Here is a 15,440-nt window from a genome sequence, read left to right on the forward strand (position 1 = left end):
GATCTCAACGGTAGACCGTCAGCGCCAGCGCGCCAAACAGGCAGGTAAACAGACTCAGGCGCAGCAGCGCCGGGTGCCAGAAAAAGCGGTACAGGTCCAACCCCGACAGAAAACGATCCAGGGCCCAGGCCAGGGCGGCGGCGATGAAAAACATCAGGGTCATGGTGGGCATGTACACGCCATGGAAGGCGATTTCACGAGGCATGTTCGGGTTCCTGGGGCAGCGGCCTGGCGTAGGCCGCCAATGGCGATTGCGGGTCCAACAGCGAGGTGCGGATGAAATGCAGGTAGCTTTTCACCCGGCGCAGGGCTGAGGTGTCGAAATGCGGGGCGAAGGGTTCGTCACTGGCCTGTACGCGGCTGATGGCATGGTCGACCGCCAGCAGGGCGCGCTCCAGATTGCTCTGGCCGGGCTGGCGGAACAGCCGCACCAACGCCCGCCCCATCACGCGGATCGCCTGGCGCCAGGGCTGGCTTGGGGCATAGGCCGGATGCACGGGCAAGATCGCCTGTTCCTTGCGCAATTCGATAATCGCGTGGCCGACTTCCAGGACCACAAACATCCAGCGCAACAGATCCCGCTGCACCCCAGGTTGCCCCGCCGCCAGCCCATAAGCCTGATGCAGCAAGTCCCGGGTGCGACTTTCAAAGCCCGAGGCCAGGCCCTTGAGCCGGCCGCTGATGGCAAACACCACCTGCTCGCGCAGGTCTTGTTCGAGCCGGCGCCACAACCAGCGACTGTTGGGCGGCAGAATGATTGCCCCGGCAGCGGCACATACCAGCATGCCAAGGATCATCGCGAGGTAATCGTTGATGAAGGTGTAGGGGTTGTAGACCGTCAGGTTGTCGGGCACCGAGCCTGTGCAGAAGAAGATCAACAACCCCAACCCGACCCCGGCGTATTGCGGTCGCGAGCTGAGGAATGAGCCCAACATGATCACCGGCGCCAACATCACGCAGAGCAAGGGGAAGCCATCGATCAGCGGGAAGATGAAAAACATCTCGACGAAACCGATCAAGGCCCCGAGCAGCGTGCCACACGCCATCTGGAACGCCATGCGTTTGGGGTTGGGCGTGGCGGCCGACAAGCCCACCGTGGCGGCGGCAATCATCGTCATGGTCGCACCGCTCGGCCAGGCCGTGGCGACCCAATAGCTGCCCAGCACCAGCAGGATGAACGCTGCCCGAAACCCCGACGCCGCAGCCGCCAGACCGTTGGTCTGCGGCATGAAAGGTTGGTCCCATTGCTCGCGTTCGTGGCGATGATCAGCCAGCGACGCATGGGTCTGGGCGTAGCCGTGCAAGTCATCGACGAAGCGATACAGCAGCTCATAGGCGGTGTGGAAATCCAGCCGTTCTGCCTCGCTCGGATCTGTTTCTTCGAACACCCCACGCAGCCTGCGGACCTGTGCCGGCAAATCGGCTTTATAGGTTGCCAGCTCCGCCGCCAGGCGCGCGGCATCCTTATCGGTCAGGGCGCGGGCGCTAAAACCGTCCAGCAACTCGGCCAACGTTAGCAGACCCGGTTTAATGGCATTCACCACATGATCCACCCCGCGGCTGCGTAGACGTTCGAGCAACTGGTGCAAGGCGTTGAATCGGGTGGTGATGCCCATGAACTCGCTGTTCAAGCGGCTGAGCCGACCGTTGCGCCGACGCATGTGCGGGTCTTCGAACACCGTCACGCTGCGCAGGCTTTCCAGGCCCACGGCTTCGGCAATGAAACCGACGTTACGCGCCTCGAATGCCTCGCGTTTGCTGCGCCCACGCAAGCCATCCGTGACAAACAGGGCGAACACTCCAAAGCGTTGGTACAGGGCGTTGCGCATGGCGGCGCTGGCGGTTTGCGGCAAGATCGCGGCGCTGATCAGGGTCGCGCAGAGAATCCCCAGGGAAATTTCCAGCACACGCCAGACCGCCGCCATGAACGCGCCTTCCGGATGAGCCAGGGCCGGCAGACCGATCATGGCCGCGGTGTAGCCGGCCAGCACAAAACCATAGGCCCTGAAGTTGCGATAACGCGCCGCGCCCGCTGAACAGACGCCGACCCAGATCGCCAGACTGCCCAGAAACAGTTCGGTGTTCTGGGCGAACAAGGCAATCAGCGCCACCATCACCGCCGAGCCGGCCAGCGTGCCGAGCAAGCGATAGAAACTCTTGGCGAACACCTGCCCGCTCTGGGGCTGCATGACGATAAACACCGTGATCATGGCCGTGCGCGGTTGCGGCAGCTCCAGACGCATCGCCAGCCACAATGTCAGGAAGGCGGCGAGCAGCACTTTGAAAATGTAGACCCATGTCACACCGTCGCTGCGAGCCCAGTCGAAGAAACCACGGCGCCATTCGAGGCGGTACAGCCAGCGGGCAGGAGCGCATAAAGACATCACAATAGAACTACTCAACATGGCTCAAGTCAGGGATGTCCTTGCCGGCGTCCAGGCCACCGCCCAACGCCGTCACCAGGTCGGCATGGGCCGTCAGACGCGCCGCCTCCACTTGCTGCTGCACCTGTTGCTGCTTGAACAACAGGCTTTGGGCGTTGAGCACGTTGAGGTAGTCAGTGAGCCCGCGCTGGAACGCAACCATCGCGATGTCGTAGGTGCGTTGCGCGGCGGCCACCGACTCAGCAGCGAAGACGTGTTGTTTGTCCATGGACTCACGGCGGATCAACTGATCGGAAATGCTCTTGAGTGCATCGACCAGCGTCTGGTTGTAGTGGGCCACGGCGATGTCATAACCGGCCGCCGCCTCCCCCAACTGTGAGCGCAGGCGCCCACCGTCGAAAATCGGCAGTGTGATGGCCGGTCCGACGCTGTAGTTGAGCTTCTTGCCGGTCAAGAACTCCAGCGCCCCGCCACCGGTCGCCATGTAGCCGATACTGCCCACCAGGTCGACATTGGGATAAAACCCGGCACGCGCGACATCGATACCCCGTGCCTGAGCGGCCACTTGCCAACGCCCGGCCACCACGTCCGGACGCTGGCCGAGCAATTCGGCGGGCAAGGCCGACGGCAACTTCAAGGGCGCACCGAGGGCCAGGGTCGGGCGCTGCAGCCGCGCCCCGTCTCCTGGCCCTTTGCCCGCCAGCGCCGCCAGTTGATTGCGGCTCAAGGCAATGGCTTCGTCGAGGGCGTCGAGTTGCCGATGGGTCTCAGGCAATGGCGCCTGGGCCTGGCTGACTTCGAAATGGGTGCCGATGCCGCCGTCCAGACGCTTTTGCGCCAGTTCGAGAATCTGCTCCTGCTGATGGAGGGTCGCCACGACGATATCGCGCTGGGCATAGTGCAACGCGAACTGGATATAGGTGCGCACGATGTTGTTCTGCAACTCCAACTGCGCCTGCCGCGCCTCGGCCACGCTGACATGAGCCAGGTCGACGGCCCGCTCACTGGCGTTGCGCTCGCGGCCCCACAGGTCCAGCGCATAGCTCAAGCCCAGGCCCGCGTTATTGTCCCAAGTGGTGGTGTCGGCCAACTCGCCAGGGCCATAGAACTGATCGGTGGGCCAGTTGTGGCGCTTGAGGGTCGCTTGACCATTGATCTGTAGCGACTCGGCAGCCTCGACGACACCGGCCATGGCCTTGGCCTGCCGCACGCGGGCAGCGGCCAGGGCCAGGCTCGGGCTGTCATGCACGGCCAGGTCGATCCAGCGATCCAGTTGCCGGTCGCCATAGGCATTCCACCACTGGCCGGTGGGCCAGTGAGCATCACGGGCAGCCTCGCGGATCGCTTCATCGGTGGCCAGTTGATTGGCCGACAATGCCTGGCCTTGCGGCGCAATCCCTCCCGTGCCGATGCAACCGCTGATGGTGAACGTTAAAAGCCAAACACTGAGAGTCTTCAGCTCTCTGCTGATGCAACGCGGCACTTGCGCAAAATTCCTGAGATGGGGAGGCGTGAAGAGGCTGAATGCCCGGTGACGCAACTGTGGGAGCAAGCCTGCTCGCGATAGCGTCCAGGCAGACACATTGAGGGGAATGTGATGCCGCCATCGCAAGCAGGCTCGCTCCCACAGCAATCAGCGATCCAGGATTGGCCGCAATTCTAGGCACCCCATCGAACGGCGATAAGCCGACCTTTCTGCGAATCTTTGTTACCGTTACTGCGATAATCCATTAGTCGGGGTCCGCTGCGCTGTAACTTCGTGTCACAATTTGCCATCTCCCAAGAGAGCCTCCCATGGACACTTTGCAAAACATGCGTGCGTTCAGCTGTGTTGCTGAAGCGGGCAGTTTCACCGCCGCTGCCGTGCAACTGGATACCACCACAGCCAACGTTTCGCGTGCGGTTTCCAACCTGGAAGCCCATCTGCAAACCCGCCTGCTCAACCGCACCACCCGCCGCATCGCCCTGACCGAGGCCGGCAAACGCTATCTGCTGCGTTGCGAGCAGATCCTGGCGTATGTCGAGGAGGCTGAAGCCGAGGCCAGCGATGCTCACGCACGTCCTGCCGGGCAGTTGAAGGTCCATACCATGACCGGCATCGGCCAGCATTTCGTGATCGATGCCATCGCCCGCTATCGTAAAACCCATCCCGACGTGACTTTCGACCTGACCCTGGCCAATCGTGTGCCGGACATCCTGGACGAGGGTTACGACGTTTCCATCGTACTGGCCAGCGAATTACCGGACTCGGGCTTTGTCTCCCAGCGCCTGGGGATCACCTACAGCATCGTCTGCGCATCACCTGCCTACGTGAAAGCCAGCGGCTGCCCGCAGAAACCCGGCGACCTGCTCAACCACGCCTGCCTGCGCCTGGTCAGCCCGGTCATTCCGCTGGAGAAATGGGTATTTGACGGCCCCGAAGGCCAAGAGATGGTCACCATCAGCAACTCACCGTTCCTGGTGAACTCCGCCGATGCCATGAAAACCGCGATCACCAGTGGCATGGGCGTGGGCGTGTTGCCGGTGTATGCCGCCATCGAGGGCTTGCGCAATGGCACGCTGGTGCGGGTCATGCCCAACTACCGCTCCCAGGAACTGAACCTCTACGCCATCTATCCTTCGCGCCAGTACCTGGATGCGAAGATCAAGACCTGGGTCGAGTACCTGCGCGGCTCGCTGCCGGAAATCCTCGCGGCGCACCAGGCCGAACTGACGGCCTATGAGTTGAGTGGCAGTCTGGCCGGTGCACGGGTCGCGAACTGATTTCGCGCCCGTGCTCCAAGGGTGATATCAGCGCTTGCCCATCGAGCGACGCGTGCCGGGAGGCGCGGCGCCAGGGGTCTTGGTATGACCGTTCTTCGCGCCGTTCTTGTACCAAGGCTGCTGCCCGGCCCCTTTGGCCGCGGCCAGCTCACCGGGCTTGAACGGAAACTTGAAGGTCGGGATCGCGTTGACGCTCTCGCCGCTGGAAACATCGCTGTCGGGCCGGTCGGCCTGTTCGCCGTTCGGGCGTTCGTCCGCGGGCGAAGGTGTTGGGGAAGTCATGTAAAGCTCCGGGTAATGCGTGCAAGTCGGGCCCGGAGAGCGAGCCGCGAAAGTCGGCAGTATACCCGCCCGATACCAGCGCGCGCAGGGCGGATTCAATCGGCCCTTCACTCGTCTGACAGCAAGTCGGGACAAAACTGACAAGCCCGTCAGTTAGGCGTCACCTTCCTGACCACCTCACAACGCTATATAAGAAAGATAAAAATCCCTCTGTCCTGAACCGGCCTCCCACATCCATGCACATCCAGAAAAAAACCGTCTTGCTCGTCGCGCTCCTGGTCGCTCTGGCGGCTGTCGCCCTCTGGTATGTCATGAAGCCTGTCACCGCCAAACCCGGCGCGCCCGTGGCCGTGCCGGTAAGAGTGATCAGCGTGGTGCAAAAGGATGTGCCGCGCTTTGCCAGTGGCATCGGCACGGTGTTGTCACTGCACAGCGTGGTGATCCGCCCGCAGATCGACGGCATCCTCACTCAACTGCTGGTCAAGGAAGGGCAACAGGTCAAGAAGGGGGAACTGCTGGCCACCATCGACGACCGCTCGATCCGCGCCAGCCTTGACCAGGCCAGGGCCCAACTCGGTGAAAGCCAGGCACAACTGGCGGTCGCCCAGGTCAATCTCAAGCGTTACAAATTGCTCAGTGTCGACGACGGCGTATCGAAACAGACTTACGACCAGCAACAGGCACTGGTCAACCAGCTCAAGGCCACCGCCCAGGGCAATCAGGCGGCCATCGATGCCGCCCAGGTGCAGTTGTCCTACACCCGGATCCGCTCCCCGGTGACCGGTCGCGTCGGCATTCGCAACGTGGACGAAGGCAACTTCCTGCGCACCAGCGACACCGAGGGCTTGTTCACCGTGACCCAGATCGACCCGATCGCAGTGGAGTTCGCCCTGCCCCAACAAATGCTGCCCACCTTGCAACGGTTGATGGCCGCCCCCGAGCAAGCGCTGGTCCAGGCCTACATAGGCGCTGATGGGACCTCCGGTGAAATGCTCGGCGAGGGCCGCCTGAGCCTGATCGACAACCAGATCAACGCCAACACCGGCACCCTGCGGGCCAAGGCTGAATTCAGCAACGCCGCGCAACGGCTATGGCCAGGGCAGTTGGTGACATTGAAAATCCAGACCGCACTCGACAAGGACGCCCTGGTGGTTCCACCGACCGTGGTTCAGCGCGGCCTGGAGCAACCTTTCGTGTACCGAATCACCGGCGACCAGGTAGAGAGCGTACCGGTGGTGATGGTGTACCAGGACAGTGACCTGCACATCATCAAAGGGGTGAGCGCGGGCGATCAACTGGTGAGCGACGGTCAGTCACGGCTCAAGCCCGGCAGCCGCATCCAGGTGCTCGGTGACCCAGTGGCCCAGGCCAATGTGCCGGAGCCAAAACCATGAAGGGCCGCGGTTCGATTTCAGCGTGGTGCATCGACCACCCCATTGCCACGGTCCTGATGACCTTCGCCCTGATACTGCTGGGATTGATCGCCTTTCCTCGCCTGCCTGTCGCGCCGTTACCTGAAGCGGAATTCCCGACCATCCAGGTCAGGGCTCTGTTGCCCGGCGCCAGCCCCGAAACCATGGCTTCGTCGGTGGCGACCCCACTGGAAGTGCAATTCAGCGCCATTTCCGGCATTACCCAGATGACCTCCAGCAGTGCCCTGGGCTCGACCAACCTGACCTTGCAGTTCAGCCTGGACAAAAGCATCGACACCGCCGCCCAGGAAGTGCAAGCGGCCATCAATACCGCCTCCGGCAAACTGCCCCAGGACATGCCGAACCTGCCCACCTGGCGCAAAGTCAATCCGGCCGACAGCCCGGTGTTGATCCTCAGCATCAGTTCCAGCCTGATGCCCGGCACCGAATTGAGCGACTACGTCGAAACCCTGCTCGCCCGGCAACTCAGCCAGATCGATGGCGTGGGACAAATCTACATCACCGGCCAGCAACGTCCGGCGATCCGGGTACAGGCCTCGGCGGACCGACTCGCCGCCATCGGTCTGACCCTGGCCGACATTCGCGTGGCGCTCCAGCAGGCCAGCCTCAACCTGGCCAAGGGGGCGCTTTACGGCGAGTCGAGCGTTTCCACCCTGTCCACCAACGATCAGCTGTTCCAGCCAGAGGAATATGGTGAGTTGATCGTGTCCTACAAGGATGGGGCACCGGTTCATCTCAAGGACGTCGCCAAAGTCATCAATGGTTCGGAAGACGCCTACATTCAGGCCTGGTCCGACGAGCAACCGGGGCTCAACCTGGTGATTTTCCGTCAGCCGGGGGCGAACATCGTCGACACCGTCGACCGCATCCAGGCAGCCTTGCCGACCCTGGAAGCCATGCTGCCCGCGGCCGTGCAAGTCAAGGTACTGAACGACCGTACGCAGACCATCCGCGCTTCGCTGCATGAGGTGGAGATCACCTTGCTGATCGCGGTGCTGCTGGTGGTGGCGGTGATGGCGCTGTTCCTGCGCCAGCTCTCGGCGACTCTGATTGTCTCAGCGGTCCTGGGCGTGTCGCTGATCGCCAGTTTCGCCCTGATGTATGTGATGGGCTTCAGTCTGAACAACCTGACCCTGGTGGCTATCGTGATCTCAGTCGGGTTCGTGGTGGACGATGCGATCGTAGTGGTGGAGAACATTCACCGGCACCTGGAGGCGGGTGATGGCATGCGCGAAGCGGCGATCAAAGGAGCTGGCGAAATCGGCTTCACGGTGATCTCCATCAGTTTTTCGCTGATAGCCGCGTTCATTCCCCTGCTCTTCATGGGTGGCGTGGTCGGGCGTCTGTTCAAGGAGTTTGCCCTGACCGCCACTTCGACCATCCTGATTTCGGTGGTGGTGTCCCTGACCCTGGCACCGACCCTGGCTGCGCTGTTCATGCGCGCACCGACGCCTCATGCCCATGGCAAGCGAAGTTTCGGCGAACGCCTGCTGGGTGGGTATGAACGGACACTGCGCTGGGCCCTGGCCCATCAGAGGCTGATGATCGGCGTGTTCGGCGTGACCCTGGCGCTGGCAGTGGCGGGCTACGTATTCATTCCCAAGGGTTTCTTCCCGGTACAAGACACCGGCCTGGTGCTGGGCACCAGCGAAGCCGCCGCCGACGTGTCATTCCCGGACATGGTGGCCAAACACAAGGCCCTGGCCGAGATCGTCGCCGCCGACCCGGCGGTGCAGAGCTTTTCTCACGCTGTCGGCGTCTCGGGTTCCAACCAGACCATCGCCAATGGTCGCTTCTGGATCGCCCTCAAGCCCCAGGATCAGCGTGACGTGTCGGCCAGCGCGTTCATCGACCGGATCCGCCCCAAACTGCTGGGCATCCCCGGCGTGGTGCTGTACCTGAGGGCCGGGCAGGACATCAACCTCAGTCCCGGTCCGAGCCGCGCCCAGTATCAATACGTGCTCAAGAGCAACGACGGACCGACGCTCAACACCTGGACACAAAAACTCACCGACAGGCTGCGCGGTAACCCCGCGTTCCGGGACATCTCCAACGACCTGCAACTGGGCGGCAGCATCACCCACATCAACATCGACCGCAGCGCGGCGGCGCGCTTTGGCCTTACCGCCAGCGATGTCGACCAGGCCCTGTACGACGCCTTCGGCCAGCGGCAGATCAACGAATTCCAGACCGAGACCAACCAGTACAACGTGATCCTGGAGCTCGACACAGCGCAACGCGGCCGGGCCGAGAGCCTGGCCTATTTCTACCTGCGCTCGCCGCTCAGTGGTGAGATGGTCCCGCTCTCGGCCCTGGCCCGCTTCGATGCGCCGACCAACGGCCCGCTGTCCATTGCCCACGACGGCATGTTCCCGGCCGCCAATCTGTCGTTCAACCTGGCGCCCGGCGTGGCATTGGGGGATGCGGTGCGCATGCTCGACCAGGCCAAGAACGAGGTCGGCATGCCGGCCTCCATTACCGGTAACTTCCAGGGCGCGGCCCAGGCATTCCAAAGCTCCCTGGCCAGCCAGCCATGGCTGATCCTCGCCGCGCTGTTGGCGGTGTACATCATCCTCGGCGTGCTCTACGAGAGTTTCGTACACCCGTTGACGATCATCTCCACCCTGCCCTCGGCCGGCCTCGGCGCGCTGGTCATGCTGTGGTTGCTGGGCCAGGATTTTTCGATCATGGCGCTGATCGGACTGGTGCTGCTGATCGGCATCGTCAAGAAAAACGGCATCCTGATGATCGACTTCGCCCTCGACGCCCAGCGCAAGGGTGGCTTGACGCCCCAGGAAGCGATTTTCCAGGCGTGCCTGACCCGGTTTCGCCCAATCATCATGACCACCCTGGCCGCCCTGCTGGGAGCCCTGCCGCTGATGCTCGGCTCCGGCCCCGGCGCAGAACTGCGCCAGCCGTTGGGCATTGCAGTGGTCGGCGGCCTGCTGGTGAGCCAGGCGCTGACGTTGTTCACTACACCGGTCATATACTTATGGCTCGAGCGACTGTTTCATCGGCCCGTCCAGCAGCCCGGACCTGCGCCGACGACGCTGGCGACCACAGACTGAGGCGGGGCCATGCGCGTTCTGATCATCGAAGACGAAGAAAAAACCGCGGACTATCTGCATCGCGGCCTGAGCGAACAGGGCTACACCGTAGATGTGGCGCCGGACGGCGTCGAGGGGCTGCACCTGGCGCTGGAAAGCGACTACGCGGTGATCGTGCTGGACGTCATGCTGCCAGGCCTGGACGGCTTCGGCGTGCTGCGGGCCCTGCGCGCCCGCAAACAGACCCCGGTGATCATGCTCACCGCCCGTGAACGGGTCGAAGACCGCATCAAGGGCTTGCGAGACGGCGCCGATGATTACCTGGGCAAGCCGTTCTCCTTCCTGGAGCTGGTGGCCCGCCTGCAAGCCCTGACCCGCCGCAGCGGCAGTCATGAACCGGTGCAGGTCAGCATCGCCGACCTGTGGATCGACCTGATAAGCCGCAAGGCCACCCGCGCAGGCCAACGCCTGGACCTGACGGCCAAGGAGTTCTCGCTGCTCAGCGTCCTGGCACGTCGCCAGGGCGAAATACTGTCGAAAACCGCCATTGCCGAAATGGTCTGGGACATCAACTTCGACAGCGACGCCAATGTGGTGGAAGTGGCCATCAAACGCTTGCGGGCCAAGCTCGACGGGCCGTTCGAACAGAAACTGCTGCACACGATTCGTGGAATGGGTTATGTGCTGGAGAGCAGAGAGTGACTTTGCCCGACAGTATTGCCCTGCGCCTGAGCGGCATGTTCACGCTGGTGGCGGCATTGGTGTTCCTGTTGATCGGCGGAGCCTTGTACCAGCAAGTCGAAAAGGGTCTGGGCCTGCTGCCGGAAGCCGAACTCGATGCGCGCTACAGCGTGCTCGAATCCACGGTCGGTCGCTACGGCACACCCGAGCACTGGGTGAAGATCAATAACAAGTTGCGCCTGCTGGGAGAGGAAGACAAACGCATTCACTTCTGGATCGTCAGTGGCGATCCACGCTTTGAATATGGCAACCCCGATCCACAGATTCGTGCCTTCGCCGAAGGTTCGCTGGGCAAGCGCGACCTGAAACTGGCGGCCCAGCAATACCCGATGAAAGTGCTCGTCAGCCAGTTCCCGGCCAAGGACCAGCGTCCACCGTTGCGCTTCATGATCGGCATCGACACCCAGACGTTCTACCAGACCCAACACTATTTGCTCGTGGCACTGGTGAGCTTGGCGATTGTCGGGGTGATCCTGGCCTCCTTGCTGGGCTACTGGGTAGCGCGTATCGGCCTCAAGCCGCTGATCAAACTGTCCGATGAGGCCAGACGCCTGACACCACCGCGCTTGTCCGGGCGCTTGCAGATGTCACCGTTGGCGCCGGAGCTCAGTCAATTCGTCAGTTCCTTCAACGCCACCCTCGACCGGGTCGAACAGGCGTACTCGCGACTGGAGTCGTTCAACGCCGACGTCGCCCATGAACTGCGCTCGCCCCTGACCAACCTGATCGGCCAGACCCAGGTGGCGCTGACCCGTGGGCGCTCGGCCGAACATTACTTCGAGGTGCTGCAATCGAATCTCGAAGAGCTGGAGCGGCTACGCTCGATCATCAACGACATGCTGTTCCTCGCCAGCGCCGACCAGGGCAACAAAGCCACCAAACTCACCAGCACCTCCCTGGCCGGCGAAGTGGCGACCACCCTCGACTACCTGGACTTCATCCTCGAAGACGCCCAGGTCCAGGTCAGGGTCAGCGGTGACGCCCAGGCCAACATCGAGATCGCCCACCTGCGCCGCGCACTGATCAACCTGCTGAGCAACGCGGTGCGACACACCGCCCCGGGGCAAGTGATCAATGTGCGCATTGAGGCCCTGGGCGACCAGATCACCCTCGCCGTCACCAACCCCGGCGAACCGATTGCCGATGAACACCTGCCACGCCTGTTCGAACGGTTCTACCGGGTAGATGCCTCCCGCAGCAACAGTGGCGCCAACCACGGGTTGGGGCTGGCCATCGTCAAGGCGATTGCGCTGATGCACGGCGGGGATGTCTTCGTGCGCAGTGACCGGGGCGTGAATACCTTCGGGATCCGCTTGCCGGCCTGACACCCCACGCTGTGTAGATCGTATTGGGATGAATTCCAGGCGATTGAATGCTGGATGAAAGCCAAATCAAGCAAAGTAAAAAGATCTCCGCCTTCGGCAGCGCTCACGCGTTATTGCGCGAACACTGATTGCCCGCTCTCACCGATCCAAGCACAATCAGCAAAAGGCCAGCATCTGGTGCATTGCCGGTTATGCAACCCTTTGGGACGGATCCCAGCCACATGACAAATGCAGACATCGGAACCATGAGCGCGAGCAGTGCGACACCCGGCAATACCCCGTTTTCGATACGCTCGGAACGGGTACTCGTACTGGCCAGTTCGTTGGTTGTCATTGCCATCCTGAGCATCGTGACCTTCCTGCTGATCCGCGAATACGCCGCCGCCCAACAAGCCGCGACACGTTCGGCGACCAATATCGTGCAACTGATTGATGCCGACGTGCTGCGCAACGTGGAGCTCTACGATCTGTCGCTACAAGGTTTGGTCGCCGCCGCCCAACGCAACGACCTGAAAGACGTTTCGCCGACGATTCGCCACTTGGCCCTCTTCGACCGTGCCACCGCCGCCCCCTATAAAGGCGACATCCTGCTGCTCGACAAGCGCGGCAATGTAGTCGCCGACTCCGCCTCGATCGAGCCACGAAAGGGCAACTACGCCGACCGGGAATACTTCCAGTCCCATGTCCATAACCCAAGCCCGGGCATGATGATCAGTCGCCCGTTTCGCTCCAGAAGTGCCGCGCAGGACTGGCGTATCAGTTTCAGCTACAGACTAAACGACGAACAAGGGGAGTTCCTGGGCGTGGCGGAAGCCGCGATGCGCTTGAACTATTTCAACCAATTGTTCAAGAGCCTGAACATCGGTCATGGCGGCACAGTCAATCTGGTGAGCAGCGAAGGCTTTCTGTTGGCCCAGGAGCCGCCCCTGGCCGAGGACCTGATTGGCAAGGATTTCAGCAACCGCCCGAACTTCATGCGCATCCTGCGCGAAGGCAACGGCAGCTTCACCAGCGTATCCGGTCAGGACCAGAAGCCGCGCCTGTACACCTTCTCCCAAGTGGGCGACCTGCCTTTGATCGTGGTGGTAGCGCTCTCCTCCGATGAAGTCTTCGCCTCCTGGAAACGCACGGCGCTGCTGGTCAGCGGTGCTACGGGGGCATTGTGCATCGGTTTGCTCTGGCTCACCTGGCTGCTGCGTCATGAACTTAGGCGGCGCCACCATGCTGAACGGGAACTGGCGCAACTGGCGTCCATCGACTCGCTGACGGGCCTGGCCAACCGCCGGACTCTGGACGAAACGCTGCAACAGGAATGGCTGCGGGCCCAGCGTTCGGGCCAACCGCTGTCAGTCATGATGATCGATGCCGATCACTTCAAGGCATTCAACGATCGCCACGGCCACCCAAGTGGTGATGAGGCCTTGCGCACCCTGGCGCATCTGATCGGTAGGCATGTCCGCCGACCGGCCGACCTGGCAGCGCGCTACGGCGGTGAGGAGTTCGCGGTGGTACTGCCGGAAACCACCACCGCCGGAGCCTTTACCATGGCCCAGAACATTCGCGAAGCGGTGGAACAGTTGCCCCCCTTCATTCCTGGCGCAGCCCCCATGACCGTCAGCATTGGCATTGCCACCTGGGCCCAAGGACCTTATGGCGAACTCGAGCAGCTCATGTTCGCGGCTGACAAGGCGCTATACCAGGCCAAGGCCAGTGGGCGCAATCGTGTGGTTTGTGCGATGTAATGGCCCCTTCCATGTGGCTATTCGACCGATTTGGGTAGGTGTGTATCCATTGCTGCGGTAACGGGGCGCCGAGATCAACGTCCTCCGCGAGGCGGCCTGACAGCCGACCTGTTTTTTGATGACCGCGTTCATCCTGTGGGAGCGAGCCTGCTCACGATGACGGTGGTTCAGTCAATGAGGATGTTGAATGTGCCGGCCTCTTCGCGAGCAGGCTCGCTCCCACAATTGGATCGGAGTACTACCACAAGAAATAGGCCGGCTGTCAGGCCGCCTTCGCGAGCAAGCTTTGCTCCCACAGATCTGACAGGTGTACGACCGAAAGAACCAGGCCGGCTGTCAGGCCTCCTCGCGGTGGACGTTGATCTCGGCGCCCCGTTAACCACGCTGGCCGAACGCAGGCATTGTGGAGTGGGCATCCCGGCATGGATGCCGGGATAGCCGCGCTGGACCATGGATGGTCCTTCGCGGCGGGCCCACGGAGCAATGCCGGAGTGAGGGCATGCCGAGCCTAAGCGAGGCACCTAGTGGTGGGGCATGAGCGCTTTGGTTACTTTCGCGCTTTTCGAAAGTGACCCGCCGTAAGGGCGGAACCGCCAGTGGCCATTACCGCAGAAACGGATATGTACCCCAACTCAACTCAACTCAAAAAACAGCATTACCCCTATTGCCACAAACGTCCCAGAAAGCAGCCATAAAAAAAGGCCACCCGAAGGCAGCCTTTAAAAACTAGAGAGGTTTTTATGCTTACACGGCCGCTACAGGGCGCATGTAAGAGATTGGTGCGGTGCTGGCGTCTTCGAACGTCACGACTTCCCAAGCATCTTTCTGCTCAATCAACTTGCGCAGCAGCTGGTTGTTCAGCGCGTGGCCGGACTTGAAGCCTTTGAACTCACCAATCAGGCTATTGCCCAGCAGGTAGAGGTCGCCGATTGCATCGAGAATCTTGTGCTTGACGAATTCGTCCTCATAACGAAGGCCGTCCTCGTTCAACACACCATCGGAATCAACCACGATCGCGTTTTCAACACTGCCGCCGAGTGCGAGGTTGTGCTTGCGCAGGTACTCGATATCACTCATGAAACCAAAGGTACGGGCGCGGCTGACTTCTTTTACGAACGAAGTGCTGGAAAAGTCCACGCTTGCACTCTGGGTGCGGTCACGGAAAACCGGGTGATCGAAATCGATCTCGAAGCTCACCTTGAAACCTTCGAAAGGCACGAAAGTGGCGCGTTTGTCGCCGTCTTCCACGGTCACTTCCCGCAGGATACGGATGAACTTCTTGGCTGCGTCCTGCTCTTCCAGGCCAGCCGATTGAATCAGGAATACGAAGGGTCCGGCACTGCCATCCATGATCGGGACTTCGGACGCGGAGAGCTCGACGTAGGCGTTATCGATGCCCAGGCCAGCCATGGCCGAGAGCAAGTGCTCCACCGTATCCACTTTGGTGTCACCGTTGACCAGTGTGGTCGACATAGTGGTTTCACCAACGTTTTCCGCGCGAGCAGGGATCTGCACCACAGGGTCGAGGTCGGCACGACAAAACACGATGCCAGTATCGACAGGCGCGGGCTTGAGGGTCAGGTAGACCTTCTCGCCGGAGTGCAAGCCGACACCTGTGGCACGGATAATATTCTTCAGGGTGCGTTGTTTAATCATGGCATGGGCCGCTTCAGCGCAAATTGCGAACTGGTATCAACAAAGGCTGGCGATAATAGCAGACCAG

11 protein-coding genes are annotated in these 15,440 nt (G+C 61.7%); 6 read left to right on the forward strand and 5 right to left on the reverse strand.

Annotation, left to right across the window (positions count from 1 at the left end):
* Nucleotides 1–4 precede the first annotated feature (4 nt).
* The 3 genes from GKKCFE_RS20830 to GKKCFE_RS20840 are packed head-to-tail and all read right to left on the reverse strand — an operon-like array spanning nt 5 to nt 3,867.
* The gene (locus GKKCFE_RS20830) at nt 5–205 is read right to left on the reverse strand and encodes a DUF1656 domain-containing protein (RefSeq protein ID WP_024617598.1); all 201 of its coding nucleotides are present in this window, start codon (nt 203–205) and stop codon (nt 5–7) included.
* Nucleotides 195–2,387 (reverse strand): FUSC family protein, encoded by a 2,193-nt coding sequence (locus tag GKKCFE_RS20835; protein ID WP_445578060.1) that lies wholly within the window; start codon nt 2,385–2,387, stop codon nt 195–197. The genes GKKCFE_RS20830 and GKKCFE_RS20835 overlap by 11 nt, the downstream gene beginning before the upstream one ends.
* Nucleotides 2,388–2,394: 7 nt before the next feature.
* Nucleotides 2,395–3,867 (reverse strand): efflux transporter outer membrane subunit, encoded by a 1,473-nt coding sequence (locus GKKCFE_RS20840; protein ID WP_047228830.1) that lies wholly within the window; start codon nt 3,865–3,867, stop codon nt 2,395–2,397.
* A gap of 311 nt (nt 3,868–4,178) precedes the next feature.
* Here GKKCFE_RS20840 and GKKCFE_RS20845 point away from each other — a divergent pair, with 311 nt between their 5' ends.
* Nucleotides 4,179–5,147, forward strand: a complete 969-nt coding sequence (locus GKKCFE_RS20845) for a LysR family transcriptional regulator (RefSeq protein WP_047228829.1) — start codon at nt 4,179–4,181, stop codon at nt 5,145–5,147.
* Between the two features lie 27 nt (nt 5,148–5,174).
* Here GKKCFE_RS20845 and GKKCFE_RS20850 read toward each other — a convergent pair whose 3' ends face one another.
* Nucleotides 5,175–5,429: a hypothetical protein gene (locus tag GKKCFE_RS20850; protein WP_047228828.1), complete on the reverse strand. Its 255-nt coding sequence runs from the start codon at nt 5,427–5,429 to the stop codon at nt 5,175–5,177.
* Nucleotides 5,430–5,665: 236 nt separating this feature from the next.
* Between GKKCFE_RS20850 and GKKCFE_RS20855 the strand changes: the two genes are divergently transcribed.
* From GKKCFE_RS20855 to GKKCFE_RS20875, 5 genes are all read left to right on the forward strand, one after another.
* The gene (locus tag GKKCFE_RS20855) at nt 5,666–6,823 is read left to right on the forward strand and encodes an efflux RND transporter periplasmic adaptor subunit (RefSeq protein WP_047228827.1); all 1,158 of its coding nucleotides are present in this window, start codon (nt 5,666–5,668) and stop codon (nt 6,821–6,823) included.
* The gene (locus GKKCFE_RS20860) at nt 6,820–9,930 is read left to right on the forward strand and encodes a multidrug efflux RND transporter permease subunit (RefSeq protein WP_445577040.1); all 3,111 of its coding nucleotides are present in this window, start codon (nt 6,820–6,822) and stop codon (nt 9,928–9,930) included. Before GKKCFE_RS20855 ends, GKKCFE_RS20860 begins: the two co-directional genes overlap by 4 nt.
* A gap of 9 nt (nt 9,931–9,939) precedes the next feature.
* The gene (locus GKKCFE_RS20865) at nt 9,940–10,611 is read left to right on the forward strand and encodes a heavy metal response regulator transcription factor (protein WP_047228825.1); all 672 of its coding nucleotides are present in this window, start codon (nt 9,940–9,942) and stop codon (nt 10,609–10,611) included.
* 35 nt (nt 10,612–10,646) lie between these two features.
* A complete protein-coding gene (locus GKKCFE_RS20870) occupies nt 10,647–11,975 on the forward strand; it encodes a heavy metal sensor histidine kinase (RefSeq protein WP_047228908.1) in 1,329 nt (442 codons plus the stop codon).
* 245 nt (nt 11,976–12,220) lie between these two features.
* The gene (locus GKKCFE_RS20875; protein ID WP_139049260.1) at nt 12,221–13,717 is read left to right on the forward strand and encodes a sensor domain-containing diguanylate cyclase; all 1,497 of its coding nucleotides are present in this window, start codon (nt 12,221–12,223) and stop codon (nt 13,715–13,717) included.
* A 744-nt stretch (nt 13,718–14,461) separates the two neighbouring features.
* Here the strand turns inward: GKKCFE_RS20875 and lpxC are convergent.
* Complete coding sequence (lpxC, locus tag GKKCFE_RS20880; RefSeq protein ID WP_030139673.1) at nt 14,462–15,373, reverse strand: UDP-3-O-acyl-N-acetylglucosamine deacetylase; 912 nt, start codon at nt 15,371–15,373, stop codon at nt 14,462–14,464.
* Between the last annotated feature and the right edge of the window lie 67 nt (nt 15,374–15,440).

Source organism: Pseudomonas sp. E141 (assembly GCF_052659885.1).

Coding starts and splice junctions, on each gene's coding strand:
- GKKCFE_RS20830 (WP_024617598.1), bottom strand. CDS start 205: ATGCCTCGTGAAATCGCCTTCCATGGCGTGTACATGCCCACCATGACC.
- lpxC (WP_030139673.1), bottom strand. CDS start 15,373: ATGATTAAACAACGCACCCTGAAGAATATTATCCGTGCCACAGGTGTC.
- GKKCFE_RS20865 (WP_047228825.1), top strand. CDS start 9,940: ATGCGCGTTCTGATCATCGAAGACGAAGAAAAAACCGCGGACTATCTG.
- GKKCFE_RS20875 (WP_139049260.1), top strand. CDS start 12,221: ATGAGCGCGAGCAGTGCGACACCCGGCAATACCCCGTTTTCGATACGC.
- GKKCFE_RS20860 (WP_445577040.1), top strand. CDS start 6,820: ATGAAGGGCCGCGGTTCGATTTCAGCGTGGTGCATCGACCACCCCATT.
- GKKCFE_RS20855 (WP_047228827.1), top strand. CDS start 5,666: ATGCACATCCAGAAAAAAACCGTCTTGCTCGTCGCGCTCCTGGTCGCT.
- GKKCFE_RS20845 (WP_047228829.1), top strand. CDS start 4,179: ATGGACACTTTGCAAAACATGCGTGCGTTCAGCTGTGTTGCTGAAGCG.
- GKKCFE_RS20850 (WP_047228828.1), bottom strand. CDS start 5,429: ATGACTTCCCCAACACCTTCGCCCGCGGACGAACGCCCGAACGGCGAA.
- GKKCFE_RS20870 (WP_047228908.1), top strand. CDS start 10,647: ATGTTCACGCTGGTGGCGGCATTGGTGTTCCTGTTGATCGGCGGAGCC.